Source organism: Halocynthiibacter sp. SDUM655004, assembly GCF_026015885.1.
Classification (GTDB): domain Bacteria; phylum Pseudomonadota; class Alphaproteobacteria; order Rhodobacterales; family Rhodobacteraceae; genus Falsihalocynthiibacter; species Falsihalocynthiibacter halioticoli.
The window spans coordinates 1-25,788 of sequence record NZ_JAPDUG010000001.1 but is presented as its reverse complement, the minus strand read 5'-3'; the positions used below and the strand labels follow the sequence as shown (position 1 = coordinate 25,788).

Sequence of the window (25,788 nt, the reverse complement as noted above, 5' to 3'; positions counted from 1 at the left end):
TATTCGTTACTTGAGGTTAAACAAATTTATCGAAAGTCGGCTTAACCCTTTTGGAGCACACAATGATATCGGAAACGTCGAAAGTCGTGAGTGATGCAAATCGCTTCTTCGATGCATTGATCGAAGGCCAGCTTAAGCTTGGGCAAACGATTAAGCAAAGTGAACTTTGCGATATCTTAGGGCTTAGCTTGTCCAGCCTTCGCGAAGTTTCTGTTTTGTTGGAAGCTGAAGGCCTGATTGAAGTGCGCAAACGTATGGGTGTTCGCATTTTTTATCCGGACGTTTCATTCGTCGGCAACACATTCCAATATCGCGAAGTTCTAGAGTGTGAGGGGCTTCGACGGTTTATGGATTTTTCCGGACGCGGCTGGGTCGAGAAAACTCGCAAAGCACATATCGACATGATCGACTTTGTGCGTGGAGTTTCAGACACCGAAGAGTATCGAATTCCGCTTGTGGCAATTGAAAAGGATTTTCACGGTACATTCATCGGCGCTTTCAGCAACGAGCAGATCTCGAAAAACTATGACCGAGCTCAGCAAAAAATGTATCTGTTTAGACTGCTCAATCCGGAGTCGGTTAACATCAAAAACACCGTCCATTCCTTAAATGAGCACCTTGATGTAATAGACGCGATCGAAAACCAAGACGTCGAAGCCGCGGTCGCCGCGTTGAAATCACACTTTTCAGGCGTACTCACACGGACGCTTACAACTTAATCCGCGGCATCGTACAGATTTTTGCGAATAATCCATTGTTTGCGAGCTTGCTCAAAAATCCAAATGGGTAGTCAAAAAGTAGCCTCCCGAAAGGCCGTGAGTATCTACAGGTAATAAATCGCTGGTAGCCTGAATGTTTGCGGGGAAAGCCCTACAACCGTGACTTCAACAAAATTCGGGTCAGTTTTCGCGGCAAAGATCAAACTGCTCTAGCAAGTTCCTCAGGATGGCAATTAAGCGCCTTAGCTGTACACCTACGCGTCTTACCTAGCCGCGATAAAGTTCGACAGCAAAGTGCCGCGGGTCAAGAAGCCTTGCATCAGCCAAACCACCACCGTGCTGAAAACGCTCAGCTGCATTCAGACCAGTAGTAAGAACCATACTGTTCTTCCTTACATCGCGTACCTTTTCCAAATTCGCCTCTCCATATTAATCCAGTACACCAAACTACAAACCAAAGCTTGCCATCAAGTTTCTACTGCACCACCATAAGGCACTGCTTCTAAACGGTGTTGTTAGGTCATGAATTCCAAATTGTTTGCACGGTTCATCCTTGGGTGTGCGCTGAAAGCTTCATTCGCTTTGGCATTATTTGAAATTGGACCGGCCCAAGCACAAACTGTTCAGTGCGACTCGACTGAAGATTACTGCGTGCCATTTGTCGGTTGCATCGAAAAGACTGGCGAAATTTTCAGAGGTCAAACGCACGGTTTGGCAGGGGGCCCATTGATTGCTGTTTCATCAAGTGGTGCGTCATGTGTAGGCCTGTGGGAGAAAACTTACTTGGGAATTGGTGTTGCTAGGTTCAAATGCGACGACGGAAGAAACGGGGCATCCGTCTATACTTACTTTGAAGAAAAAACGGGAACTGCTGTTGGCAAGGCGGAAATGACGAATGGGCAGATAGGAAAATTTTGGGCCGGCTGGAACCTGGAAGCTTACTTTCGTGAGGTGGCGCCTGAAGAACGCCGAAACATGGTGTGTGAGGTTAATGAAATGCTGCTGAGCTGACCGAATTGGGCCAGAAAGCACGGCGGCAAATGTCTGGGTATCCTAGGACCAAATCGCTTTGGCGCGCATGCAGCTAGTTAACATAATAGCAAAAAACCGAGTACGGCGAGGGAGCCTCATGCGCCCCAACTAAGTTCTGTTTCTGTTAGTCCGCAACCCACTGATTGTCCAACAACACAGTGCTTTACCTTAGTTCATCTTTGCTCCCTGCGGCGTATCACCTTTGCAGCACTACGCCCTTAGCGCACAAACGCGTTTATCGCCCCAAGGGGCGTAAGATAATATGATCATTGTTTAAATTTTGGTTGCGGGAGTACGCAACCGCCGTTGTCGAACTAAGCTGTCGTGCAAAGTTTAGAGGCAGAAGTCGGCCCTAAGCTGCCGTTCGAGAATTCCTGCCTCGCCGCATTGCAGAGTTCGAAAAGCCGTCGTTGGAGGAGCTCCGCAGCATTTGGAGGTTTCAGGGTCTTTGAAAATGGCAATTTCTCTCACAGACACATCCTCCCGCCTAGCTGGGGCGGAGAAAATGGGTGAGCCGCGACTATAGGTTTTCAAGCTCGGATATGGCTAAAGCCGCTGAGGCACGCACGCCGTCAATCAACTCCACATCACAACGTGCGTTCAGTGGCTCCAACAGCGGGGACATGCCAGCGCAACCGAGCACGATAGTTTCACTGCCATCAGTTTCACAGGCCTGATCAATGGATTTGGCAAGGGTGTCGATCACACTCTCCGCGCCGGTTTCAATTTCCAAAACGGGTAATCCGCTCGCCCAAACGCCTTTGCAACTCTCCTTGAAACCACGCGTTGAGATATTGGCTTCTATGACCGGGACCGACACGCCGAGCGACGTCACTACGGAAAAATAGCCTGATTTTTTCGCCGCCGCTAGATAGGCCGATTGCCCGATTCCATACACGGGCTTTGAAGATGCCGCTCGCGCCTCGGTAAGGCCGGTGTCGTCGAAACAAGAAATTATAATGGCATCGGCTCCCAGGCGTTGTGCATGGTCAACCAAAGCCAACACACCAGGCAGCGCGGCCTCACCATCCTCTTGCCCTTCGATCGCGAGCGGCCCCTGCGTGTTGGTCAGCCCTGAGAACTTCGCGTCGGGAAATTCGTCACGCACAATGTCGACAACACTGTCTGTCATTGCCTGAGTGGCGTTTGGATTGATGTAAACGAGATGCACTAGGTCGCCTTACCTGCATCGGACCCAGCTCGTTGGCGTCGCTTTCCCATGATCCAAACGGTCATAAGAAAGACTCCAATGATGATCAGAGAAAAGAGGGTCGTGAATGTGCCGAGAGCGTAGATCACCGGCGTTGTCACATTGGTGGTCATCCCAAAGATTTCGAGCGGCAATGTGTTGTAACTGCCCGAAGTCAGGAGCGAGCGCGCGAACTCGTCATAGGACAAGGTAAATCCGAAGAGGGCCACGCCAATCAGAGACGGGGCTATGATCGGAACAACAACGTGCTGGATGACTTGACGCGGCGACGCGCCTTGATCACGGGCCGCTTCTTCAAAGGATTTGTCGAACCGGTTGAAGACGGCAAACATGATAAGCAAACCAAAGGGCAAGGTCCATGTCAGCTGACTGCCGAAGCCAGAAGTCGCCCAGTGCACCTTAAAGCCGATCTGGTTGAAGATTAGGCCGACGCCAAGCGATACCAGAATCGATGGAATAACAAGTGATGTAATTGTGACGTAGAACAGAATACCTGAGCCTTTGAACCGTTTTCGGAAGGCCAGACCAGCCGAAACAGAGACAACAACCGTGGCGATCATCACCATGAAACCAAGAAGCAACGAGCGGCGGAATGCGCCCCAAATGTCTCCCACGGCCTGCTGTTCGAAGAGCTCTCGAAACCAGTTGAAGGACATGCCCTGCATCGGGAACGTCAGGCCGCCATGCGGGCCCTGGAATGACAGCAATCCGATGGTGAGTGTGGGGCCATAGAGGAACAACATGAACAGTCCGAAGAAGCTCGCCAAGACATAGAATGAACCGGGACGTTTTTCCATTTTACAGCTCCTTGCGAATGTTGACGAAGCGCAGCAGGATTCCGATCACCAAAAGCACAGTCACCAAGAGAACAACGGCCGTGGCGGCGGCAGACGGATATTGCAGCAGGGAAATGTCGTTAGAAATCAGTCGGCCAACGTTGGCCTTCTGGCTGCCCGACATGAACCGCACGGTGATGAAGTCGCCCATGACCAGTGTCACCACAAAAATCGTACCGATCATGATGCCCGGCTTCGTCAACGGAATGATGACGTGCCACAGGGTTTGAAGTCCGCTGGCCCCGTTGTCGTAGGCGGCCTCGATGAATGATCTGTCGATCCGCATCATCGTATTGAAAATCGGCACAACCATGAACAGCGTGTAGAGATGTACAAAGGCAAGAATGACGGAAAAATCCGAGTAGAGCAGCCATTCGAGCGGCTCATCGATAATACCCCACGATATGAGTGCCTGATTTGCGATGCCATTGCGCCCTAGGAATGGAATCCACGAGATCATTCGAATGATGTTCGATGTCAGGAACGGGATGGTGCACAGCAAAAACAGCGCTGTTTGCATTGTCTGAGTGCGTACATGGAAGGCGAGGAAATACGCGACTGTAAAGCCGATGGTCAGTGTGAAGACCCATGTGATGAAAGCATATTTGAACGTCGCGAAAAAAACTTTGTATGTGACCGGCGATCCAAAGAGGAACGCATAATTGTCGAACTGGAACGCTGGATAGATCGAAAATTCCGTCGCACCCCAGAAGCTGACAATTACGATCATAAAGATTGGCGCGATGAGGAACGTCGCAAGCACCGCCATCAAAGGGGCGGCTTGCAAATAGGCGATGATGTTACTCGTTGCGCGCATGTGAAATCTCGTGTCTGGTGAAGGGAATGGGCGGACGCAAACATCATGCTCGCGCCCGCCCTGGGAGACGCAATCAGGAGGCGATGAACTCGTTCCACTTACGGACCATGTACTGGTTCTCGTCCATGACGGAGTTCCAGCAAACAACGGAGCCCATGCGCTCGGTGAAGGAGCCGCCATCGCGTACATCCCCGGCCACGGCGAGCTGGTCGCCCGTCGGAGAAGTGATGACATCGGTGGCTTCTTTGCCTTCGTACCAATAGCCCCATTCGTTCTCGGACATGAAGTTCTTGGAGGTTTCGGGCACGGCTGAATAGTAGCCTTGTCGCATCAGGTAGCCGCCGACCCAACCGGAGAGGTACCAGTTGATGTATTCATAGGCTGCCTCAAGTTCCATGCCGGACAAGCTGGCCGAGAGGCCCAAACCACCACCCCAAGAGCGATAGCCCTCTTTGAGAGGCTGGTAGACACAGGGCACGCCGCGCGACTTAACCGCGGTGATTGCAGGCGACCACATGGACTGGATCACAACTTCACCCGAGGCCATCAGGTTCACGGATTCGTCGAATGACTTCCAGAAGGCGCGAAACTGGCCGGCTTCTTTGGCAGCGGTGAAGATCGCGAAAGTCTTGTCGATCTCTTCCTTGGTCATGTTGCCCTTGTCGCCGTATGAGATTTCACCCATGGCTTCGCAGACCATCGCCATATCCATGATTCCGATCGACGAAATGTCGAGGATGGAGGCTTTGCCCTTGAACTCAGGGTTCAGCAGCTCGGCCCAGCTCTCGATCGGGCGGTTGATCAAGTCGGGACGAATGCCCAACGTGTCTGCGTTGTAGATGGTGGGGATGAGGGTCATCCAACCGGATTCTTCAGTTGCGAAGGCAGTGCTGTCGGGGCCCTCGACGAAGCCAACAGTGTGCGGCGCGGTACCTTGGGCGATAACGCTCTCGGGGGTCAGTTTGCCCGAGCGGAAGGTGCCGGCAATCTTGTCGTAGTTTGTGATCTTGGACGCGTCCATGGCTTGCAGGTTGCCTGTCGGCCAGACCTTTTTACAGATCCAGTACTCGATGTCTGCAATGTCGAAGCTATCAGGCTGGGTGGCCGCACGCTGGGTCACACTGTCAGAGTCGAGGGCGGTCATCTCAAGGGTGAAGCCGAGGTCTTCTTTGACCTTCGTCGCCACGTCGTTGAGGTTTGAAACGCCCGTCCCGAACTGGCGGAGTTTGATGTCCTTGATTTCTTGCGCCCATACCATGGGGGCGGCGAGTGTGGACGCGGCGGCCGCTGCGCCCGACTTCAGAATACTACGTCGGCTATAGCGCATTTTAGACATGATCAGTTCCCTTGTTGTCAGAAGTGTACGTGTGGATTTCTCAAGTTTGGAGGCGGTGCAGCCGCCCCTCATCCCAGGTGAGCGAAACGGCATCTCCCGGTTTTTTTGGTGTGTCGAAGAAGACCTCATCAGGCATCAGTGCGAGGATGTCCTCGCCTGCTTGCGTGCGGGTGTTGAGCGCAAAATGCGCGCCTTGATATTCAATCGACGTGATCGTCGCGGGGAGGCCTTCGGCTCCAAAGCGTACGTCATCTGCACGCAATGCTGCCTTTTCACCCTCAAAGGTGATGACGTTGTGTCCCCCCATAAATCGCGCAACGAATTCGGTCTTTGGCGTGGACCAAACATCGCGCGCAGGGCCGGACTGCTCGATTACGGCGTTGTTCATCACGACCAATTCATCACCGAGCGCGAGTGCTTCGTCTTGACCGTGTGTGACGTGAATGAATGTGATGCCGAGTTCGCGTTGCAGTTTCTTGAGCTCGGTGCGCATGCGAACGCGCAAGAACGGGTCAAGCGCTGAAAGCGGTTCATCAAGGAGAAGGACTTTGGGCTTGGTTACCAGTGCCCGGGCCAACGCCACGCGCTGTTGTTGCCCCCCCGAGAGTTGTGACGGCAGACGATCGGCAAGGGCCGACATGTCCACCATTTCGAGGAGTTCGTCGGCAACGGCGTAACGGGTGGCCTTGTCCTGCCCCTTCATGCGCAAGGAAAAAGCGGCATTGTCGCGTACGCTCAAGTGGGGAAAAAGCGCATAATTCTGGAACATCATGGCCGTGCCGCGCTTTGCTGGCGGCAGATAGGACACATCGAAACCATCGAGAACGATCGAGCCATCGGTGACATCCTCGTGCCCCGCGATCATGCGAAGGGTCGAAGATTTGCCGCATCCCGATGGGCCAAGGAGGCACACATACTGCCCCGCTTTGAAGTGGGCGTTGATCCGATCCACAGCGAGCGCGTCGCCATATTTCTTGGTCAAGTTGATCAGTTCGAGATCGCAACCGTTCGTCATATCCGTTCCAGTATTCAAAGGCAAAGCAGGTGTCTGCCTCCTCAATTCACGAGTTAGTGGCATCGTCAGGCCAGAAGATTTGACGATTAACGAGCCTCAAATCTCGCCTGCGCCGCATTTTTGCGCAGTCTTTGCAGCCCTGTCCTCATTTTTGTGCACAATATTGTATATAATCCTGCACGCACTTTGCGCCTTGAATTGTCGACGCCGCGAATCCAAAATGAGGGTGAAGGAACGCTAATGACAGACATGCCCACACCACCTTTGACGGCTCACGAATTGTTTGAAAAACTCGAGCTGGCCATTCACGAGCATCTGCTGGCTCCGGGAACGAAGCTGGGCGAGGATGAAATCGGTGATGTCTATGGCGTGAGCCGAACCACCGTGCGCGCCGCCCTTCAAACGCTGTCACATCAACGTTTGGTCGAGCACAAACGCAACCGTGGAGCTTTTGTCGCTCAGCCTTCTGTCCAAGAAGCGCGAGAAGTCTTCGAGGCGCGTTCCCTTCTGGAGCCGCGCAACGCCTATTCCGCCGCCGAACGCGCAACCGCAGAAGACATCGCGAAACTACAAGCGCACATCGATGCGGAACACGACGCGCTGCACAGCGGAAACTTTGGCCGCGCGATCTACCTTTCTGGTCAATTCCACATAGAAATCGCTCGCATCTCCGACCAGAAAACCATAGAGGCCTTTATCACCCAATTGATTTCGCGCTCGTCCTTGATCGTCGCTCTTTATTGGCAACGCCGGACGGCGATGTGCGAAAGCCATGCTCATGATGCTTTGATCTCCGCATTCGCGGATCGGGACGGCCCGCTTGCAGAGGAGCTCATGAAGAACCACCTACTCGATCTCCTCACATCTTTGGATTTGTGCAACAAGACCTCTGCCCCTCTTTCACTAAAAGATGCCCTGTCGCCATGACTTTGAACCTGTCTGATGTGCGGTTCGAGACGGCGGCATTGGACGATGTGCGGCAAATGATCGATTGGGCAGCTGATGAAGGCTGGAACCCCGGGGTGGATGACGCCGAGGCTTTCTGGTCCACTGACAAACACGGTTTCTTCGTTGCGCGGATCGCGCGCGAGATGGTTGCAGCGGTTTCCGTCGTCAATCACGACGACCATGTAGCCTTCCTTGGGCTGTACCTTTGCAGGCCCGAGTTTCGTGGGCAAGGCATAGGGTTTGCACTGTGGAAACATGGGCTCGAACATGCTGGGACGCGATGTATCGGTTTGGATGGGGTACTTGCACAAGAGGCCAACTATGAGACATCCGGTTTTGTAAAACACGGATCGGTCTTACGGCTTCAGGGGCGCATCCCCGGATGCTCTATGGAGCAGGCGCGGCTTGTAAATGCGATGCATGACGGTGAGACAGTCACGCGGCTTGATGCGACTGCGACCGGCTACGATCGCGGGCAATTCCTGGATCAATGGGTGTTCAATGCAACGCCGAGCCGAAAAACGGTCGTGCTGGAGACGCCGGGAACTTTGAGTGGCTTTGCCACAGCGCGAGCGTGCCTAGAGGGTATCAAGGTCGGACCAATCGTAGCGAAAAGCACAGATGATGCACTTGTTCTATTAAGTGCTGCTGCCAGCAATTTCAGTAGTGAGCTTGTTACAGTCGATATACCCTCCCGCCAAAAAGCCCTGCTAGAGGCTCTGGAAAAGATGGGTTTCACATCCTCATTTCAAACCGCTCATATGTTCCGTGGACGGGCGCCTCATGAGGGCGAAACCTACCGCGCTGTCGCGTCGATGGAATGCGGTTAACCTCAATCCGGCTCGCGCCTCGCTTTTAGGCAAACGGGCAGTCTATTTGTTGTTCCAACCTTCCTTAGGTCCCACGCGAACAACCATTTTCGGCCCCTAGCGGGCATTGGACAATTGGTTCCCTTGCTGCATCTGCAGTCCGCATTACGGACATTGGCCGCTGAGCACAGCATTTCGGCATGTTGGATGACTGCGCTGCGGACTTTCCAGTCGTCCATTTTTCGCGCTGAACTAACGTAGCATTCTCTCGCGATCGCAAAACATTAGTTTTTGTAGCGCAGCGCGTGCTGACAAGCCGGCCATTCAAGGTCGTTGTTTTGGTTGGCATCGAGATCGTGCTTTCATGGCATGCCTTTCAGCTGAGAGCTTAAGATGCGACGTAAGGCACGACCCGCTGATCGTGGTCGCGCTTGCTGATTTCGATGATCTTCTGAATAAGTTTAGGTACGGCAGGATGTACGACCCGCCCCCTACGTAAAGCAAGGGACCAGTGTCCGTTAATACCCAATTCGATAGGAATCTGTTTCAGGACACCCAGTGCAAGCGCATTGCGCACGGTCCCGCGCGTAGTCAGCAAGATCAGGTTGCTTTCCACCGCCGCGTCACGCAACGCTGCGATGTTATGACTGTCGATAGAGATCATCGGTTCCGTGTCGTTGGGGTCCCGACCGATGAAGCAACCAAACGCATACTCAACTTCGCTCGGAAAGTGGGTTCCTGCAAACCTATATCGCGCCAGATCAACAGGCTTGGGTTGGCGGATGGACAGGATGGGATGACCCGCTCGGCAAAATGCGCCGCCGGGCTGGGCAAACAATTCAGTGATATCCAACGTATCGGACTGATCAATTGGAAGCTCTCGGGTTTCGCCAACGATCAGATCAAGACTTTCGTCATGAAGCCCATCTACGAGAGCATTGGTTTCCTGCATCACCAGGTCGAGCTTTATGTGCGGATGCGCATTGTGAAATTCAGCGACAATTGGCCCGCCAAGGGCCGTGGAATACACCGCCGTCATCCCAAGGCGTATGTGCCCGCCTTGGCCTGAGGCGAGATTGCCAAGCGCTTGGTCAAGATTGCGCGCCTCAAACATCAGCGCGTCGACTCGGTGCAAGATATTGCGGGCCATAGGGGTAAGTGCGATAGGCCGCTCAGAGCGCTCAAACAGTGTAAATCCTAGTTTGGCTTCCAAGCTTCGGATCGAGTTACTCAGCGCCGGTTGTGTAATGTTGGCGTGTTCGGCAGCACGGGCAAAACTGCCGGTTTGCGCAACAAGCTTGAAGTGGTGCAATTGGGCAAGGTTAAGCAAGAACTCTCCTCCGACAGAAAAAGTGTGATAAAGCCAACCGCGCTCGATCCATCGAAGTCGATGGAATCAAACGCAAAAATGATCACCATTCGAATATTGAATGATTTATATACAAAAGTAAATTGGACTGAATGACCGCAAAATGGAAGGTTTTCTCTGTTGGGCTATGAAAGGCTGGGAGGAGACAACATGAAATTTCTGAAAACAATGGCGACCGTTGGCGTTTTTGCAATGGCGTCGATGACCGCAGCACACGCCGAAACCGTTTTGAAGCTTGCGACAGCGGCGCCTGAAAAGACCCCATGGGGCGCTCAGATCATCAGGCTGGCCGAGGCGATTGCCACCGAAAGCGAAGGTCGCCTCAAGGTCGAGCCGTACTTCAATTCGCAGCTTGGTACTGAAAACGATACTATGGCGCAATTGGCGCGTGGCCGGATCGAGATGGGCCTTTTCACGGTTAACGCAGGGGCGCAGCAAGCTCCTGAAATCGGGCTGATGCAGTTATACGGTTATTACGACAGCAATGACCAGCGGGCCTGTGTGCAGGACAATCACTTGACCGATGAGATCCGCGCGCGCCTGAGCAGCAAAGGCGTCTATTTTGGCACCTGGGCCGAAGTTGGCAACGGGTATCTGGTGTCAGACCGCGAGATCGCGAGCCCTGACGACCTGAAAGGTCTCAAAATCGGCATCTCTGTCAATCGTATCAATACCGAATACTGGAAAACGCTGGGAGCCAACCCGGTACCAGTTAGCCCGGGCGAAGCGGCGTCCTCTGCTTCGACAGGTCTGATCGACGTCTATCCAACGGTCTATACATTCTACATCCCATCTGGACTTAACAAGGTTTACCCGGTTGTGTCCGAATACAATTATTCAAACGGTCCGGCGATGTTCGCCATGAGTCAGCGCGTTCTGGAGCGTCTGAGTGAAGAAGACCAGGCTGCTGTCAAGCGTGCTTTCGCTCAATTCTCGTCAAAGGCCGTCATGGATGAGATTTTCGCGTTCGAAGACGTGCTGCGAGGGATGCATACCCAAAGCGGTGGGTCCATCATCGAAGTCCCTGCCGAGCAGGTTGCAGCCTTCCGCGAAAAACTGCCCCCGTTCTGGGCAGCAATGGCTGCTGACTATGGCGAAGATGGCGCAAAAATCATCAAGCTGATGGAAGAAGGCAAAGCCGCTTGCGGTAAGTGAGCCCCAGTGCTTCGCGAGGGTCGCCAAATCTGGCGGCCTTCACCACCTCATTGTCGAAGAGCGTATTCCCATGACAAGCCAAATCACGCCAGCGCCCGTGACCAAATTGCTAAGCATCTGGCACCTAGCCGAAAAATGGATCGCAGTTGTCGCGTTCACAATGATTGGGGTTTTGATCTTTCTTGATGTTGCGGGACGTGAGTTTGTAGGGCCCGTGGGCACTGCCTTGGGCTTCGAGATGGGGTCAACAGGGCTGTATGGCGCTGGAAAAATGTCCCTGTTCCTGTTGGTTATCGGTGCTTTCGCGGGCCTCGGAGTGAGCGTTGCGACCGGCACACAGATTGTTCCGCGCATTGCTTTTTCTTGGGTGCCTGCCTCTTGGGGGGCGAACATAGATAGATTGGCCAACCTGATCAGCGGTGCGGTCTTTGCTGCGGTTACCTACTATGGCTGGGTGTTTGTGGCGTCGTCCAAGTCTATCGGCACGGTCATGCCGGGACTTGAGACGCCCGTTTGGATCATACAGTGCGCAATTCCTATTGGTTTCGCTTCCGCTGCCGTGCGGTACTTCATTTTTGCAATCTGGCCCGCATCCGCGCCAGCGCGTGAAGAGGCCGTAGAATGAGCGCTTTAGGTCTTCTTGGTCTTGTTCTTGCACTGCTAGTGCTGCGCCAGACACTGACGGTTATTCTCATCGCCGCTATTGCCTATGTGCATCTTGTCTGGGGCCACGGCTATCTTGACTACATCGTCGAGGATATGTGGACCTCGCTCAACAAGGAACTCATCCTGTCGGTGCCACTGTTCCTGCTGTGCGGTGCGGTGATGACCGAAGGCACCGCCGCGCGGCGACTGGTTCGGATCGTGCGGGCCATGACCGCGCCGAGCCGTGGCGGTCTTGGCGTGGCCGCGATCATTTCGTGCGCGATTTTTGCGGCTATTTCCGGCTCGTCCATTGTGACGATGATCGCTGTTGGCTCGGTGCTGTATCCCGCAATGAAAGAAGCAGGCTACACGAACCGCTTTGCGCTTGGAACTGTGGTCTCGGGCGGCACACTGGGCATCATTATCCCGCCTTCTATCCCGCTAATCCTTTACGGGTTGGTGACCGAAACTTCCATCGTTGACCTCTTTCTCGCGGGAATCGTGCCCGGGCTTGTTCTTATATCGCTAATGACCGCCTATGCGATCTGGGCGAACCGCGACCAGCCGCCGCAAAAGATGGACTGGGCGGAACTTCGATCGGCGTTCAAAGATGGGATTTGGGCCGCACTCTTTCCCGTCATCCTTTTGGGCGGCATCTATTCTGGGTATTATTCCCCCACCGAAAGCGCAGCGGTTGCGCTGGTCTATGCGGTTTTCATCGAGTTCTTCGTGCACCGCGAAATGACCTTGCGCAAATATTTCAATGTCGTGACCGAAACTGCCAAACTTGGCGGGGCGCTCTTTCCTTTGATCGCTGTGGCGCTCTCGCTGAACCTTGTGCTGACCGAATACCGCGTACCTGCGCAGATGGTCGAGCTGGTTGGCATTTGGATCGACAGCCCGTTGGCGTTTATCCTCGTGGTAAACCTTCTCTTGCTGGTCGTGGGTGCGTTCATGACCACCAACGAGGCGATCCTTATCCTTGGGCCGATCCTGATGCCCGTGGCGCAGGCATATGGCTTTCACCCCGTACACTTCGGAATCATCATGATTGTGAACCTCGAGATCGGCTATCTGACACCGCCCGTCGGGATGAACCTGATGGTGGCGCTGGTGACCTTCAAACAGAAGTTCAACGAGTTGGTAATGTCCGTTCTGCCCTATATCGCCGTCATGCTTATCGGCCTGATCATCATCGCCGCTTTCCCTTGGCTGTCGCTGGGTTTGCTGTGATGGCTGTATGTCGACCAATGCTGCCCGGCGCACAATCAGAGCCGGTGCTGATCCGCAACGCGCGGATTTCCAACGGCACGACCGATGGGCTGATTAAGGAAGGGGCGCATGGCGATCGATTGCTGATCGATGGCAACCCGCTTGAAGATTTCGACGTTTTAACACGGCCATCTGAGACGCTGCACCTGATTATGAAGGGCGGGGTCATTCACAAGGATTGCATGCCTAAGCAAGGAAGGAGAAGCCATGTCTAAGCTGGCAGTCGAAGAGACCTATCGCGTACGCGCGCAGGTCTCGGTTCCGAAACTACTCGAATGCGGGGATGTCGGGCATTGGTGGTGCACACATATATCCGAGACCATGCCGACGGCGCTGGTGCATAGCCCGGAGGACCGCGCGCAGCTGGGGTCTTCGCCCCTTCCCGAACTCTTCGATATATCCGCGACGACGGACCTCGGGACGATGTCGTTGAGCGACTATCTCGTGCACCCCCAAAGCGGCGCGCGGGCCTTTCTCGCGATCAAGAACGGTGAGGTCATCGCGGAAAGCTATCCCGATTTGCGCCCAGAGCAGCCCCACCTGTGGGCTTCCTGCGCCAAACCCATGGCGGGGTTGATGATCGATCACTTGATCGAGCAGGGCCGCATCGACGAAACGCGCTGTATCGGCGACTATGTTCCTGCGTTGCGCGACACCGATTGGCATGACGTCACCGTGCGCGATGCGATGGACATGACCCCTGGCATGGATTGCGAAGAAAACAACGCCACACGCGCGGACCCTTCCTCCAACGCAATCCGCGCCTTTATGGCCGAGTTCAATGCGCCTTTTCAGGGCCGCGTCGAATCATTGCTTGAGGTGCTGCAATCCAGCAAGCGGGTCAGCACTCCGGGCGAGAAATTCGAATACGGGTCACCCTGCACGCAGGTGCTGGTGCTACTGGCCGAAGCTGTTTCGGACAAACCGTGGGCCGAACTGTTCCGTGAAAACGTCTGGCAACATGTCGGCGCAGAAGGCCCCATGCAGGTGCATCTCTCGCCAGATGGTGTGGCACTGGCGCATGGTGTTATCTCCTCCACCTTGGGCGACATGGCGCGGTTTGGCATGCTCTTTACACCAAGCTGGCCAAAGGTCTCAACGAAACAGATCGTCAGCGAGGCGACTTTGGCGCGCATTCGCAATGGTGTGCGGGACAAGGCGTTTTTTATGAACGGATATGATGGCCCGGTGTTCACCGACAGGCTCGCCGATGACACGATTCTTGGCAACGCGCGACAGTGGGACTGCATTTGGTCAGACGGTGATATGTACAAGGGTGGGTTCATGGACCAAGGCCTCTATGTTTCGCCATCACGTGATCTGGTCATCGTCTATTTCAGCACCACGTCGAACATGCAGATGGCCCGCTATCTACGCCCCATTGCCACCTCTCATCTCTTTGCCTAAAGGAGCCTCCACGTGACCGCGCACACCCACGTCAAACGTCTCGACATGGTCCTTGAGGACCGACTGCATCAGAAAGAGGGCTGGGTCTATATGACCGGCATGCAGGCCTTGGTGCGTCTCCCGATCCAACAGCGCAAACGTGATGCGGCGGCTGGGCTGAATACGGGGGGCTATATTTCAGGGTATCGCGGCTCGCCTGTGGGCACATATGATATGTCGCTTTGGCAAGCTGAGAAGGAACTCAAAGAGCACAACATCCACTTCCAGCCAGGTGTAAACGAGGATCTTGCAGCGACTGCCACGTGGGGCTCTCAGCTTGTCGGCACCTTTCCAGGCGCGCGCGTCGACGGGGTGTTTTCGATCTGGTATGGCAAGGCGCCTGGCATGGACCGTTCGATGGATCCGCTGCGACATGCTAATTTGGCAGGCACCAACCCAAAGGGTGGGTCGATCCTGTTGGTTGGGGATGATCACGGGGCAAAATCCTCGACTTTGGCGTGCTATTCGGACCTGAACTTCGCATCGCTTGGCATGCCGTTGTTGGCGCCGTCCAATGTGCAGGACGTGCTCGACATGGGGCTGCACGGGATCGCCATGAGCCGCTATTCAGGCACGCTGGTTGGCATGAAACTGGTCACCGATGTGGTCGAAGGAGGCGGGTCGGTTTATGTCTCGCCGAACAGCCCCGAGATCGTGATCCCCCAAGGAAACGTGCCTGACACCAGCATCAAACCCTTCACGCCGATCCCCGAACAGGAGCGGTTGCTCTGGGATGTGAAGTTGAAGAAAGCGCTCGCCTACGCACGCGCCAATGAGTTGAACAAGCTTGAAGGGCCGAAAGACGCGCGCATCGGCATTATCGCTGCGGGCAAGGCATGGCAGGATCTCAACCAATCACTCGCGGGTTTGGGCTACAAAGATGGAAAGTTGGGCAGTATTCCCGCACGGCTGCTGAAGATCGGCATGGTCTGGCCTCTGGACCCTGAAGTTATCGCGAAATTTGCGGACGGGCTCGACACGATAATTTTGGTCGAGGAAAAACGCCCACTGCTGGAGGATCAGATTCGGACGATCCTATATGAAACGGAGCAGCGCCCTCGCATCGTTGGCAAGACCTTTCACGGCACGGCCTATTCCGCCGAAGCGGACGATTGCGCCTTCCCCGGTTTTGGTGAGATTGACCCCAATCAAGTGACCCGGGTTCTGGTGAAGGTGGCGCAGGAAATCGACGCTGATTGCGGTCTGTCGCTTCCCAATCAACCCGAAACTCTATCTAACTTGGGTGCTGGCAGCATTCGCCCGCCCTCTTTCTGCGCAGGCTGCCCGCACGGGCGTTCGACGCAAGTCGTCGACGGCTCCCGCGCGCTGGCAGGCATCGGGTGTCACACAATGGCGATGCTGCGCGATCCGAAGACAACAAATTCGGTCAGCCATATGGGCGGCGAAGGGGCGATGTGGCTCGGCCAGTTCCCGTTCACCGATGAAAAACACGTCTTCGCCAACATGGGCGACGGTACCTATTTTCACTCTGGCCTGATGGCAATTCGCGCCGCTGTCGCCGCAGGCGCGCCGATCACCTACAAGCTGCTGCACAATGGGTTCGTGTCGATGACCGGCGGGCAGCCGCATGACGGCGAGGTCAGCCCGTTGCAGATGGTCCATCAGTTGCGCGCCGAAGGGGTGGAGCGCATCGCGCTGGTGGCAGACGAGCCAGAGAAATACGAGGGCAAGAACCTTGGCGTCGGCGCGAGCTTGCACCCGCGCAGCGAGATGGAGCATGTGCAACGGGAGTTGCGCGACATTTCCGGTGTCACCGTAATCATCTACGACCAGCCCTGCGCCACCGAGCGCCGCCGCCTGCGGAAGCGCGGCAAATGGGTAGACCCCGACAAACGGGCCTTTATCAACCCCGAGGTTTGCGAAGGCTGCGGCGACTGTTCGACCGTATCGGCCTGTATGGCCATCGAGCCGCTGGAAACGAAACTGGGCCGCAAACGCAAGATCAACCAATCCTCCTGCAACAAGGATTTTTCCTGCATCGAGGGCTTCTGCCCGTCTTTCGTCACGCTCACAGGCGCAACACCGCGCAAGGTACAACAGACCGAGGTCGCAATCGATGTCAGCCACTTGCCGCTCCCCACGCCGCGCGAAATCGATGGCTCGTGGTCGATTTTGGTCTCTGGGATCGGTGGCGCGGGCGTTGTGACTGTGGGGCAGATTCTGGCCGTCGCCGCACATGCAGACGGGTATTTCTCGTCGAACCTCGACATCACGGGTCTGGCCCAGAAATACGGCGCGGTGCACAGCCATATCAAGCTTGCGCTCAGCCCCGAGCAAATGCGCGCCACTCGGATCGCGGCGGGAGAAGCCGATGCGCTCATCGGCTGCGATCTGGTAGTGGCGGCGGGAGATGAAGCGCTCTCCAAGCTGACCCACGGAAAATCTGTTGCAGTCAGTGACACGACCGTGGTGCCCACCTCGGAGTTTTCCAAGAACCCCGATTGGCAGTTGAGCGGCGCTGAACAGGCCGAGCGTCTGAGCACAGTTCTGGGCGATGGCGCACGGACGATGAACGCGCAGGAACTGGCCGAGAAAATCATGGGGGACCGGGTCTTTGCCAATATGCTGCTGATGGGCGCAAGCTGGCAACAGGGGGGCATCCCGTTGTCTTTGGAAGCGATCTACCACGCGATTGATTTGAACGGCGTCGCTGTCGTCAAAAACAAGCAGGCCTTCGAATTGGGACGCCTTGCAATGGGTGATCCAGCGGCCGCAAAGGAATTGATGGGAGATAAGACCGAGACCTTTCTTGATGCACTGCACGAGAAAACTCTCGATGAGATCATCGCCCATCGCACGGGTGAGTTGATCGCCTATGACGGTCCCGCGCTTGCCAAACGCTACACAGACAAACTCGCCAGCGCGAAAGCGGCAGGCTTGAGCGAGGAGGCTCTCAAAGCCATCGCACGCGGGCTATACAAGCTGCTCGCGGTCAAGGACGAATGGGAAGTCGCGCGACTGTACTGCAAGCCATCCTTCCGTGCGTCGCTCGAAGAGGCCTTCGAGGGCGAGATGGAGATGACGTTTTACTTCGGCGCATGGCCCATCGGCGGGGTTGACCCCAAGACCGGCAAGCACACCAAAGGCGCGGTGAAAGGCAAGACAGCGATGCGCTTCTTCACGCTGATGAATCGCTTACGCAAACTGCGCGGCACGCGGCTTGATCCGTTCCGAAACAGCGAAGAGGCGGTGCTCGCGCGCCAGCTTCTGGAAGAGTATGAGGCGGATATCGACTTTGCCATGGCACAGGCCAATCAAGCTGATGCTGAGGTGCTGATCGAGCTTCTGGACCTACCTGAACACATTCGCGGCTACGGTCACGTGCGCGAACGGCACGCCGCCGAGGTTGCCAAGAAGCGCGCGAAGTTGCGGGACGCCCTTACAACAAATGCAATCGCGTAAAATAACGGAGCACTAAAAAATGAAACTCAGATCAGATAAAGTCACCGTCGGCGCGATGAACACAGGCGCGCGGGCGCTTTGGCGCGCAACTGGAACAGCGCCCGAAGAGTTTGGCCGCCCTATCATCGGGATCGCGAATTCGTTCACCGAGATGGTGCCGGGTCACGTTCATTTACAAGCGCTGGGGCGTCTTGTGGCCAAGGAGATCCGCGCGGCTGGTGGTGTGCCTAAAGAGTTCAACACCATCGCTGTCGATGATGGAATCGCGATGGGCCACGAGGGCATGATGTATTCGCTCCCTTCGCGTGAATTGATCGCGGATGCATGCGAATATATGGCCAACGCCCACGCGATCGACGCGATGATCTGCCTGAGCAATTGCGACAAGATAACCCCTGCGATGCTGATGGCCGCGAACCGGCTGAACATCCCGACGATCTTCGTGTCCGGCGGGCCGATGGAGTCAGGCAAGTTCGACTTTCGCAACGAGACCAAGCGCATCGACGCCATCGACACGATCTATGTGGCGGGCGACCCAACAGCCACACAGGAGGAGATTGCCGCAGTCGAGGAAAGCGCCTGTCCCACGTGCGGCTCCTGCGCCTTGATGGGGACGGCTAACTCGATGAACTGCCTGACCGAAGCGCTTGGATTGGCGTTGCCCGGCAACGGCACAATCGTAGCCACCCACACTGACCGAGAGGAGCTGTTCCGCAAGGCCGCCCATCGCATCGTCGGCATGGCCGAAGCCTATTACCGCGATGGTGACGACAGCGTCTTGCCACGTTCGATTTGCAGCCGTGAAGGGCTGGAGAACGCCGTGCGCATGACGATGGCGATCGGCGGATCGAGCAACACGATCCTGCACCTCTTGGCCGTGGCACAGGAATCCGGTGTCGTCTTTAACATCGACGATTTCGACCGGATCAGCCGCGACACGCCTTGTTTGTGCAAAGTCTCGCCCTCCGCGCACGAGGTTTTCATCGAAGATATGCACCGGGCGGGTGGCGTGATGGCTGTCGCGCATGAATTGCTCAAGGCGGGCAAGTATAACGGGGATGTCCCGACAGTATTGGGCCAGCCAGTGACGGAGTATTGCGCCGACTGGGACATCACGAACCCAGAGAACGAAACAGCGCGCAAGCTCTTTTCTGCAGGGCCAGGTGGCATTCGATCCATTCGCGCCTTCTCGCAGTCAAGCCGCTTCAAGGAACTGGACACCGACCGCGAAAACGGCGTGATCCGCAATGCTGAACATGCCTTTACCGAAGATGGCGGTCTGGCCGTGTTGCGTGGTAATCTGGCTCCCGACAGTTGCGTTGTGAAATCGGCTGGCGTGCCGGACAACCTCTGGACATTCCGCGGTACGGCGATCGTCTCTGAGAGTATGGAAGAGGCGCTGGAGAAAATCCGCAACGGCACGGTACAAGCAGGCAATGTCGTGGTGATCCGCTACGAAGGTCCGCGCGGCGGGCCAGGCATGCGCGAGATGCTGACGCCCACAGGGATGATGAAAGCCATGGGTCTTGGTGACAAGGCTGGTCTCATCACCGATGGGCGCTTCTCCGGCGCAACGTCAGGCCTTTCCGTTGGACACGTCTCGCCGGAGGCGGCTTCTGGCGGTGTAATCGGTCTGGTGCAAGATGGCGATCCGATTGAGTTTGATATCCCCAATCGCTCTGTGCATCTGGATGTGTGCGATGAGGAGCTTCAACGCCGCCGCGACGAGATGAATGCACGCGGCGACAAGGCGTGGAAACCCGAAACAAGGGTGCGCGAAGTGTCGACCGCACTGCGCGTCTACGGGTTGATGGCCTCATCTGCTGACAAAGGTGGTGCGCGTGATGTGGATCGGTTGACCAAACTTGAACGCCTCGGTGCCAACCTGTGACAGACGCAATGGGATTGACAATAACTGTGTCGCGCGCGCTGTCGCCGCCGCCCATGGAAATTGGCGGACAGGTCGTCAGGTTTCTTCCGGTTGAGGCGGGCGCGGACATTCCAAATGACGTCGCTCAGACTCCGCAAATCGGCCGCGCGATAGTGGAATACCGGACGGGCATGGCAAGACGTTTGTTCATGAATGTGATGCCTTGCATTGAAACGGGCAAAGTGCCTGACAGTGTGATGCCATGACGTTGAAAATGCCAAGCGATGGAGGATACTGATGCCGACGATGAACCTTGTGCCCGTCACGTCCGAGGACTATCGCCGGATTGCAGAGCGCAAGCTGCCGCGTTTCCTTTTTGATTATGTTGACGGTGGTGCTTATGACGAGGCGACCCTGCGCCGGAACGTGTCAGATTTCGCGCGAATTGAGCCGAAGCAACGGGTCATGCGAGATGTTTCAAACGTCACTACAAACGGAATGCTTGCAGGTGAAAATTGCGAGATGCCGCTGGCACTTGCCCCGGTGGGCATGGGGGGCATGCTTGCCCGCCGCGCCGAAGTGCAGGCCAAACGAGCCGCCGATGCTGCAGGCGTCCCATTCACCTTGTCTACTGTGTCAATTTGCGCTCTGGAAGAGATCGCTAGCGTTAGCAGCAAGCCCTTTTGGTTTCAGCTATATATGCTGCGCGACCGCGCAATCGTTCAGGAAATCCTAGACCGCGCTTGGGATGTTGGTGTCCGAACTCTTGTTTTCACGGTTGATCTGGCGGTGGTGGGCGAACGATACCGCGATGTGCGCAATGGCATAGCGGGTGGAGCCAGCGCTTGGGGGAAATTGCGTGCAGGTCTTCTGTCCTATCTCAGCCATCCGCAATGGGCGATTGATGTAGGTATCAAGGGCAAACCGCACACCTTTGGAAACCTCACGAAATACGTGCCAGCGGCGACAGACCCTTCGCAATACCGAGAGTGGGTCGGCAGCCAATTCGATGCCTCAGTTACGTGGAAAGATATCGAATGGTTGCGCGGCATTTGGAACGGCAAGTTGATCATCAAAGGGGTTTTATCCTCTGAGGATGCACATTCAGCCGCCGAGGCAGGTGCAGATGGTGTGATCGTCTCCAATCATGGCGGGCGTCAGCTCGATGGTGTCGCATCTTCGATTTCCGTACTGCCCGGGGTGCGCGACAAGATCGATGGGCGCGCCGAGGTTCTTTTGGATGGCGGTATCCGCTCTGGTCTTGATGTATTTCGCGCAAAGGCTCTTGGCGCGGATGGCGTGCTGATCGGGCGGCCCTGGGCCTATGCTGTCGCTGCCGGCGGTGAAGACGGTGTCGAAAATCTGCTGACAGCCATGCGGCGCGAATTGACTGTCGCCATGGCGCTGTGCGGCGTCGACAACATGAATGACATCAATTCGGATTTGGTGGTTGCGCGGCCTCGTTAAGCCCGAATTAGTGAATACCATGCCCTAACTCTAGCTACGGTTCGTGTAGGGGACGAAGCGAAAAAAACGGACTTAGGAGTCAAAGTTTGAACAGCAGGTTTGCCCTCGTGAATTCAACGCCGCGAGCGCAGCAACGCTTACAAAAACGGCCCGTTGCCGACATTGGCTGATCACGCCGATGCTGCGTTGCAGTTTCCCGAAACTGCCGCTCAACACATGGTGCAGCATTTCAACAGGTTCGATGACGACAATTCGGACAAAGCAGCTCTTCGATCTGCCTTCATAACGGTCCGCTAAGTTTGCGCTTGTCGGCCCCCGTCGCAAGTTGTTGGTCGTTGCTCCATTTCCGGGGTGACTGGCCGTACATCCGCTTAAACTCGCGGCTGAATTGTGAGTAGCTTTGATAGCCTGCGTCCCAGGCCGCCTCCGACACGGTCTTTCCTTCGGCAATCTTCATGGCGGCGTTGTTCAGCCGCATCGACTTCACAAATTGGATCGGGGACATTGTCGTGGCTTCTTTGAAACGCCGATGAAAGACAGCGCGGCTCATGCCAACGTAGTCGGCCATTTCGTCGATAGTTACCTGTTTGTTCAGGTGGTTCGCAAGATAGTCGATCGTGCGCGCAATCTCATTGCCGACGCCAAAGGCCTGTTTTGCAGTACCCCCAGCCTCTCCCATCAGCACTGCGTAATACAACTCGCGCAGCCTCCCTGTTCCCAGCACTTCTAGATGAACCGGATTGTCAAGCAATTCCAAAAGCCGCAGCAAAGCCTGCGTGAAACCAGCATCCCAAGACGCCAATTCCAACGCCTGTGGGGCTGCGCCCTGAAGCTGTCTGTTGCCACCGGAAGCCGTTTCAATATCCATCGTGAGCTCGCGCATTACTCTTGGCTCCAAAGTGATCACAACGCCTAGTAGTGGATCCACCTTGGACGCCCGTGGCGTTCCCGCCTCCACCGGCAATGTCATTGGGCAGAGCATGTACTTATCGCTGTCATAAATATGGTGCTCACCGTCTAGGACAGCTTCCTTTGTGCCGTTGAGGATAGCCACGACTGTGGGCTCGTATACGACAGGAACGCAGGGTATGGTCTCGGTCACCCGGAAAAGCTGGACGCCCTTCAGTGCAGTATCGACAAGGCCCGCCTGCGGCAGATGGCGTTCAATCAGGTGTTTGATCTGGTCTTTGCTCATGCGCCCTAGCTGGCAGAGCTCTTTCATTTTTGCAACGGGGTTGAGACGAATGTGCAAGTATTTGAGATCAAATTGCCTATTTTCAGGCCTCAACTGCTTCTATCTATACTTTCAGACAACGACACCTAAATCGCCAGTGGACTGGCAGGAGACAGAAGATGGCAGACACGACATTTGGACCCAAAGGCTGGACACCCGAACGCCTCGGCGACCTGTCGAACAACACCTACGTGATCACCGGCGCCAACGCAGGAGCAGGTTTTCAAGCCGCGCGCATTCTTTTAAAGAAGAACGCGAAAGTGGTGATGCTGAACCGCTCGACAGAGAAATCCGAGGCAGCAATCGCAGACCTGAAACAGGAATTCGGCACAAAAGCCGACGTGAGCTATATCCGGATGGACCTGTCGGTTCTGAACAGTGTGCGCGAGGCTGCCGAAGAAGTTCTGAAGAACGTGCCCCGCATCGATGCGCTGATCAACAACGCCGCGATCGCGCAGGTACCGACGCGCAAGTTGACTGTTGATGGATTTGAAAGCCAGCTTGGCACTAACCACTACGGGCATTTCCTCCTCAATGGTCTGCTCTTTGATCGCATCGCCGAAAGCAAAGGCCGGATCGTTGTCGTGGCCAGCCTCGGCTACAACATGGGTCTCAAGACCATCAAGTTCGACGACATGAACTGGGATGAAGGCTACGGCGCGAACACCGCCTATTCGCAGAGCAAGCTGGCGCAGATGATGTTTGCCTACGAACTTCAGGACCGGTTAGTCGCTGCCGGGCGCAAGGATGTTAAAGTTTTCGTCTGCCATCCTGGTTCATCGGCAACCTCTCTGATCACAACAAGCGGCAGCCGCACGATGCGTTTCATCTGGTGGCTGATGACCAAGACGCCAATGGTCCAAACAGCGGAACAAGGCTCATACCCTGAAGTCATGTGCGCGACTGAAGATGCTCTGACCGAACAACGCGCCCTCTACGGTCCTACGGGTCGGATGGAAGCGGTCGGCCCTGTTGGTAGGGGCACGCTGAACGCACATGCTCACGACAAAACCGTCATGGCTCGACTTTGGGATGAATCAGAAATGGCCGTCGGGTTTGAGTGGCAACTCTGACTGGCTGAAAGAAGTCAGCGGTCAGCGCACCTGTCCGGGGAGCGGGCATTGGTGCGCTGCCGCCGATACCGGAAGGAGCCCAAATCACCGAACTTCTGCGATACAGCGAAAGCCCGCTTTTGCGCTATCAGAACACATAAATTATTCGCTGGAGTTTGATGCGCCCGATTCCGGTTTGACTACAATGACAGTTGAACCGATCGACTTCCCATCTTTCGCCCATTCACTATGGTCGTTGGCATTCAAAGTCACGCTGACAGCATTTGCCCCTGTAACCAAAAGACTAGAAGGGATATGCACCCAATTCCCATAAACGCGCGAGATTTTTTCGCCGTTTATGTAGAGATGCGCATGGCCTTCATTTTCCACTACATCTTTGTTGATCGCCGAAGGCGTGAAGGTAAAATTTTGCGTTAGAATTTGGACATTGTATCCGTCCATCTCGTCCGGAAACACAAGATGCGAGATCGTGGGAACCGGCAGACCTGCAGCGACTTCCCGCAAAGGATGATTGTGGGTCATATCCGCTTCCATGGTGGTTGGCATGCCCGCGCCGGTCGGGTCCTCCGTACTGCAAATTTCCTGCCTCTGCGCGGTCTCAAAGGCTGCATTGGCTGCCGCTTGGGCAGCTTCCGGTTCTGCAGTTGAGCCAGTCCATGACAAAATCGCCATGGAACAGGCAAACGTCATAAGCGCAACGACGGCGCCATATACGATGGTTCGCATGGCGCCCCCCTTATTGTGGAGGCGCAGGAAGCACTGACATCAAGACATCAACGCTCACTCCAAGCGTTTCCGCTGCGGCCTCAAAGTTCGGTGGACCATCGCCCAGGGCCTCTGCCAACGCGTTCTGCGAGATACCCAGCTGCTCGGCAGCTGCCGACAGGTCCGGGCCACCACCGCCGCCACCGCGCATCTGTGCCATGTCAACTTCCCCGTGGTAGCAATCAATCGTGTAGGGCGCTTCGTCAGCGGTTAGGTGGTAGTGATAGATACCGTCTGGAAATTCTGGAGTTGGGCCAAAGTGACCGCCGCATTCATCCAGATCGGCATTCACCATGATCTCGCCATTTTCACCTTGGTTGGAATAGACGGGAAAGCCATCTTGCAGGACCCCGATCATGTAAGAATGCTCACCATCGACGTCGATTTCCGCAGTCAAGCAAACCGGAATGCCGTGGTAGTGATATGTCGTGCCATCACCAAGAGGATGGCCGTTGCATTCATCGACAAAAGCGGCGTGGTCGTGGATGACATTGTCATCAAGTGCGACGATCGTGCGTTCCATATCCTCGTAGTCATTGAACAGGCGCGCGCCGTTGATGGCGATACCGATTTGGCCCAACGATGTGTCCGTCGTTGTTTCGCTGTAGACTGGTAATGTTGTGATTGTTGTGTCGATCGGAGAAGCTTCGATGTCTGCAGCATTCAAATCCCAAAATGTTGCATCAGGATTTGTGCTAAAAGGCATCATACCTGGATCATCTGGGACCAAATAGACGTCCGCCAGATAAGTGGATGGCAGACCATCAGATTCATAACGGAACGTATCATCATCGTTTATCGTGATCGTCACGTTGTCCGACCACTTGGCGGTAGCCACTGCCTGCGATGTATCCGTGGTTTCGGTATTCGTTGATTGCGCCATCAGGGTGGAATTGCTCAGAAAAACAGCTCCGAACACGCCCGCGGCGACCGCAATCGCGGTTGTGGCTAAAAGTTTAGCATTCATTCTCATTCCGAGTTCTCCGACTTCATGGCTGGTCTGTCTGTTTACCAATCTTAACTCTCTAACGCATGACACGCGACTTTCCGTCGAAACAACTTGAAAAAATAGACGATCGGGCGATCTATACCTACACTGGTGTTAGCGTTTTGCCTGCATCCATTCAGCTGGATAAGGCTAGGCTGCAGCATTTAGAGCGCCGTCGAATGCGGACCATCGCGAAAAGCCAAGTGAGGGCCGCTTTCTCACGCTCAGCAGGCCTCTGCGCAAGCCGCAGCGAACTTCCGCTTCCCGCCCTGTAATTTATCAGTTTCATTTTTTTGCCACATCGGGCGCTCAGCGCGGCGAGCGTTCGGTACCTTTCCCGTGCTCATCAGGATTGATAG

General features: G+C 55.4%; 23 protein-coding genes. 14 read left to right on the top strand and 9 right to left on the bottom strand.

Annotation, left to right across the window (positions count from 1 at the left end):
- Window positions 1-62 precede the first annotated feature (62 nt).
- Both N9C89_RS00115 and N9C89_RS00110 read left to right on the top strand, forming a co-directional pair.
- The gene (locus N9C89_RS00115) at window positions 63-719 is read left to right on the top strand and encodes a GntR family transcriptional regulator (RefSeq protein WP_263951769.1); all 657 of its coding nucleotides are present in this window, start codon (window positions 63-65) and stop codon (window positions 717-719) included.
- Between the two features lie 522 nt (window positions 720-1,241).
- Complete coding sequence (locus N9C89_RS00110) at window positions 1,242-1,730, top strand: hypothetical protein (RefSeq protein WP_263951768.1); 489 nt, start codon at window positions 1,242-1,244, stop codon at window positions 1,728-1,730.
- Window positions 1,731-2,271: 541 nt separating this feature from the next.
- Here N9C89_RS00110 and N9C89_RS00105 read toward each other — a convergent pair.
- From N9C89_RS00105 to N9C89_RS00085, 5 genes are all read right to left on the bottom strand, one after another.
- The gene (locus N9C89_RS00105) at window positions 2,272-2,922 is read right to left on the bottom strand and encodes an aspartate/glutamate racemase family protein (RefSeq protein ID WP_263951767.1); all 651 of its coding nucleotides are present in this window, start codon (window positions 2,920-2,922) and stop codon (window positions 2,272-2,274) included.
- Entirely contained in the window at window positions 2,922-3,758 is an 837-nt protein-coding gene (locus N9C89_RS00100) for an ABC transporter permease (protein WP_263951766.1), read from the bottom strand. Before N9C89_RS00100 ends, N9C89_RS00105 begins: the two co-directional genes overlap by 1 nt.
- A gap of 1 nt (window position 3,759) precedes the next feature.
- A complete protein-coding gene (locus N9C89_RS00095; RefSeq protein ID WP_263951765.1) occupies window positions 3,760-4,614 on the bottom strand; it encodes an ABC transporter permease in 855 nt (284 codons plus the stop codon).
- Window positions 4,615-4,687: 73 nt separating this feature from the next.
- Window positions 4,688-5,950 carry an ABC transporter substrate-binding protein gene (locus N9C89_RS00090; protein ID WP_263951764.1) on the bottom strand — a complete coding sequence of 421 codons (1,263 nt, stop codon included), beginning with the start codon at window positions 5,948-5,950 and terminating at the stop codon, window positions 4,688-4,690.
- Between the two features lie 40 nt (window positions 5,951-5,990).
- Window positions 5,991-6,965, bottom strand: a complete 975-nt coding sequence (locus N9C89_RS00085; RefSeq protein ID WP_263951763.1) for an ABC transporter ATP-binding protein — start codon at window positions 6,963-6,965, stop codon at window positions 5,991-5,993.
- A gap of 240 nt (window positions 6,966-7,205) precedes the next feature.
- Between N9C89_RS00085 and N9C89_RS00080 the strand changes: the two genes are divergently transcribed.
- The gene (locus tag N9C89_RS00080; protein WP_263951762.1) at window positions 7,206-7,892 is read left to right on the top strand and encodes a GntR family transcriptional regulator; all 687 of its coding nucleotides are present in this window, start codon (window positions 7,206-7,208) and stop codon (window positions 7,890-7,892) included.
- A complete protein-coding gene (locus N9C89_RS00075; RefSeq protein ID WP_263951761.1) occupies window positions 7,889-8,743 on the top strand; it encodes a GNAT family N-acetyltransferase in 855 nt (284 codons plus the stop codon). The genes N9C89_RS00080 and N9C89_RS00075 overlap by 4 nt, the downstream gene beginning before the upstream one ends.
- A gap of 367 nt (window positions 8,744-9,110) precedes the next feature.
- On the opposite strand, the gene N9C89_RS00070 is transcribed toward N9C89_RS00075, so the two are convergent.
- Window positions 9,111-10,052, bottom strand: coding sequence for a LysR family transcriptional regulator (locus N9C89_RS00070; protein ID WP_263951760.1), 942 nt, complete (start codon window positions 10,050-10,052; stop codon window positions 9,111-9,113).
- Window positions 10,053-10,241: 189 nt separating this feature from the next.
- On the opposite strand from N9C89_RS00070, the gene N9C89_RS00065 reads away from it, so the two are divergent.
- The 9 genes from N9C89_RS00065 (at window position 10,242) to N9C89_RS00025 (ending at window position 21,369) form a co-directional block, all read left to right on the top strand.
- Window positions 10,242-11,246: a TRAP transporter substrate-binding protein gene (locus tag N9C89_RS00065; RefSeq protein ID WP_263951758.1), complete on the top strand. Its 1,005-nt coding sequence runs from the start codon at window positions 10,242-10,244 to the stop codon at window positions 11,244-11,246.
- A 70-nt stretch (window positions 11,247-11,316) separates the two neighbouring features.
- On the top strand, window positions 11,317-11,871 hold the full coding sequence (locus N9C89_RS00060; protein WP_263951757.1) for a TRAP transporter small permease: 555 nt from the start codon (window positions 11,317-11,319) through the stop codon (window positions 11,869-11,871).
- Window positions 11,868-13,124, top strand: a complete 1,257-nt coding sequence (locus tag N9C89_RS00055; RefSeq protein ID WP_263951756.1) for a TRAP transporter large permease — start codon at window positions 11,868-11,870, stop codon at window positions 13,122-13,124. The genes N9C89_RS00060 and N9C89_RS00055 overlap by 4 nt, the downstream gene beginning before the upstream one ends.
- On the top strand, window positions 13,124-13,378 hold the full coding sequence (locus tag N9C89_RS00050; protein ID WP_263951755.1) for a hypothetical protein: 255 nt from the start codon (window positions 13,124-13,126) through the stop codon (window positions 13,376-13,378). Before N9C89_RS00055 ends, N9C89_RS00050 begins: the two co-directional genes overlap by 1 nt.
- Window positions 13,371-14,570: a serine hydrolase domain-containing protein gene (locus N9C89_RS00045; RefSeq protein ID WP_263951754.1), complete on the top strand. Its 1,200-nt coding sequence runs from the start codon at window positions 13,371-13,373 to the stop codon at window positions 14,568-14,570. The genes N9C89_RS00050 and N9C89_RS00045 overlap by 8 nt, the downstream gene beginning before the upstream one ends.
- A gap of 12 nt (window positions 14,571-14,582) precedes the next feature.
- Window positions 14,583-18,032 carry an indolepyruvate ferredoxin oxidoreductase family protein gene (locus tag N9C89_RS00040; RefSeq protein ID WP_263951753.1) on the top strand — a complete coding sequence of 1,150 codons (3,450 nt, stop codon included), beginning with the start codon at window positions 14,583-14,585 and terminating at the stop codon, window positions 18,030-18,032.
- A gap of 19 nt (window positions 18,033-18,051) precedes the next feature.
- Entirely contained in the window at window positions 18,052-19,923 is a 1,872-nt protein-coding gene (ilvD, locus tag N9C89_RS00035; protein ID WP_263951752.1) for a dihydroxy-acid dehydratase, read from the top strand.
- A gap of 8 nt (window positions 19,924-19,931) precedes the next feature.
- The gene (locus tag N9C89_RS00030) at window positions 19,932-20,168 is read left to right on the top strand and encodes a hypothetical protein (RefSeq protein ID WP_263951751.1); all 237 of its coding nucleotides are present in this window, start codon (window positions 19,932-19,934) and stop codon (window positions 20,166-20,168) included.
- A 31-nt stretch (window positions 20,169-20,199) separates the two neighbouring features.
- Entirely contained in the window at window positions 20,200-21,369 is a 1,170-nt protein-coding gene (locus N9C89_RS00025) for an L-lactate dehydrogenase (RefSeq protein ID WP_263951750.1), read from the top strand.
- 280 nt (window positions 21,370-21,649) lie between these two features.
- Here N9C89_RS00025 and N9C89_RS00020 read toward each other — a convergent pair whose 3' ends face one another.
- A complete protein-coding gene (locus N9C89_RS00020; RefSeq protein WP_263951749.1) occupies window positions 21,650-22,564 on the bottom strand; it encodes an AraC family transcriptional regulator in 915 nt (304 codons plus the stop codon).
- 158 nt (window positions 22,565-22,722) lie between these two features.
- On the opposite strand from N9C89_RS00020, the gene N9C89_RS00015 reads away from it, so the two are divergent.
- Window positions 22,723-23,676, top strand: a complete 954-nt coding sequence (locus tag N9C89_RS00015; RefSeq protein WP_263951748.1) for an SDR family oxidoreductase — start codon at window positions 22,723-22,725, stop codon at window positions 23,674-23,676.
- 141 nt (window positions 23,677-23,817) lie between these two features.
- Here N9C89_RS00015 and N9C89_RS00010 read toward each other — a convergent pair whose 3' ends face one another.
- Complete coding sequence (locus N9C89_RS00010) at window positions 23,818-24,402, bottom strand: hypothetical protein (protein ID WP_263951747.1); 585 nt, start codon at window positions 24,400-24,402, stop codon at window positions 23,818-23,820.
- 10 nt (window positions 24,403-24,412) lie between these two features.
- Window positions 24,413-25,408, bottom strand: a complete 996-nt coding sequence (locus tag N9C89_RS00005; protein ID WP_263951746.1) for a YHYH protein — start codon at window positions 25,406-25,408, stop codon at window positions 24,413-24,415.
- Window positions 25,409-25,788 lie beyond the last annotated feature (380 nt).

What these genes read in the sequence shown, in the direction of transcription:
- N9C89_RS00055 (WP_263951756.1), top strand. Translation starts at nt 11,868, where the DNA reads ATGAGCGCTTTAGGTCTTCTTGGTCTTGTTCTTGCACTGCTAGTGCTG.
- N9C89_RS00060 (WP_263951757.1), top strand. Translation starts at nt 11,317, where the DNA reads ATGACAAGCCAAATCACGCCAGCGCCCGTGACCAAATTGCTAAGCATC.
- N9C89_RS00075 (WP_263951761.1), top strand. Translation starts at nt 7,889, where the DNA reads ATGACTTTGAACCTGTCTGATGTGCGGTTCGAGACGGCGGCATTGGAC.
- ilvD (WP_263951752.1), top strand. Translation starts at nt 18,052, where the DNA reads ATGAAACTCAGATCAGATAAAGTCACCGTCGGCGCGATGAACACAGGC.
- N9C89_RS00020 (WP_263951749.1), bottom strand. Translation starts at nt 22,564, where the DNA reads ATGAGCAAAGACCAGATCAAACACCTGATTGAACGCCATCTGCCGCAG.
- N9C89_RS00005 (WP_263951746.1), bottom strand. Translation starts at nt 25,408, where the DNA reads ATGAATGCTAAACTTTTAGCCACAACCGCGATTGCGGTCGCCGCGGGC.
- N9C89_RS00010 (WP_263951747.1), bottom strand. Translation starts at nt 24,402, where the DNA reads ATGCGAACCATCGTATATGGCGCCGTCGTTGCGCTTATGACGTTTGCC.
- N9C89_RS00115 (WP_263951769.1), top strand. Translation starts at nt 63, where the DNA reads ATGATATCGGAAACGTCGAAAGTCGTGAGTGATGCAAATCGCTTCTTC.
- N9C89_RS00090 (WP_263951764.1), bottom strand. Translation starts at nt 5,950, where the DNA reads ATGTCTAAAATGCGCTATAGCCGACGTAGTATTCTGAAGTCGGGCGCA.
- N9C89_RS00110 (WP_263951768.1), top strand. Translation starts at nt 1,242, where the DNA reads ATGAATTCCAAATTGTTTGCACGGTTCATCCTTGGGTGTGCGCTGAAA.
- N9C89_RS00080 (WP_263951762.1), top strand. Translation starts at nt 7,206, where the DNA reads ATGACAGACATGCCCACACCACCTTTGACGGCTCACGAATTGTTTGAA.
- N9C89_RS00065 (WP_263951758.1), top strand. Translation starts at nt 10,242, where the DNA reads ATGAAATTTCTGAAAACAATGGCGACCGTTGGCGTTTTTGCAATGGCG.
- N9C89_RS00085 (WP_263951763.1), bottom strand. Translation starts at nt 6,965, where the DNA reads ATGACGAACGGTTGCGATCTCGAACTGATCAACTTGACCAAGAAATAT.
- N9C89_RS00015 (WP_263951748.1), top strand. Translation starts at nt 22,723, where the DNA reads ATGGCAGACACGACATTTGGACCCAAAGGCTGGACACCCGAACGCCTC.
- N9C89_RS00095 (WP_263951765.1), bottom strand. Translation starts at nt 4,614, where the DNA reads ATGCGCGCAACGAGTAACATCATCGCCTATTTGCAAGCCGCCCCTTTG.
- N9C89_RS00100 (WP_263951766.1), bottom strand. Translation starts at nt 3,758, where the DNA reads ATGGAAAAACGTCCCGGTTCATTCTATGTCTTGGCGAGCTTCTTCGGA.
- N9C89_RS00030 (WP_263951751.1), top strand. Translation starts at nt 19,932, where the DNA reads ATGGGATTGACAATAACTGTGTCGCGCGCGCTGTCGCCGCCGCCCATG.
- N9C89_RS00025 (WP_263951750.1), top strand. Translation starts at nt 20,200, where the DNA reads ATGCCGACGATGAACCTTGTGCCCGTCACGTCCGAGGACTATCGCCGG.
- N9C89_RS00045 (WP_263951754.1), top strand. Translation starts at nt 13,371, where the DNA reads ATGTCTAAGCTGGCAGTCGAAGAGACCTATCGCGTACGCGCGCAGGTC.
- N9C89_RS00050 (WP_263951755.1), top strand. Translation starts at nt 13,124, where the DNA reads ATGGCTGTATGTCGACCAATGCTGCCCGGCGCACAATCAGAGCCGGTG.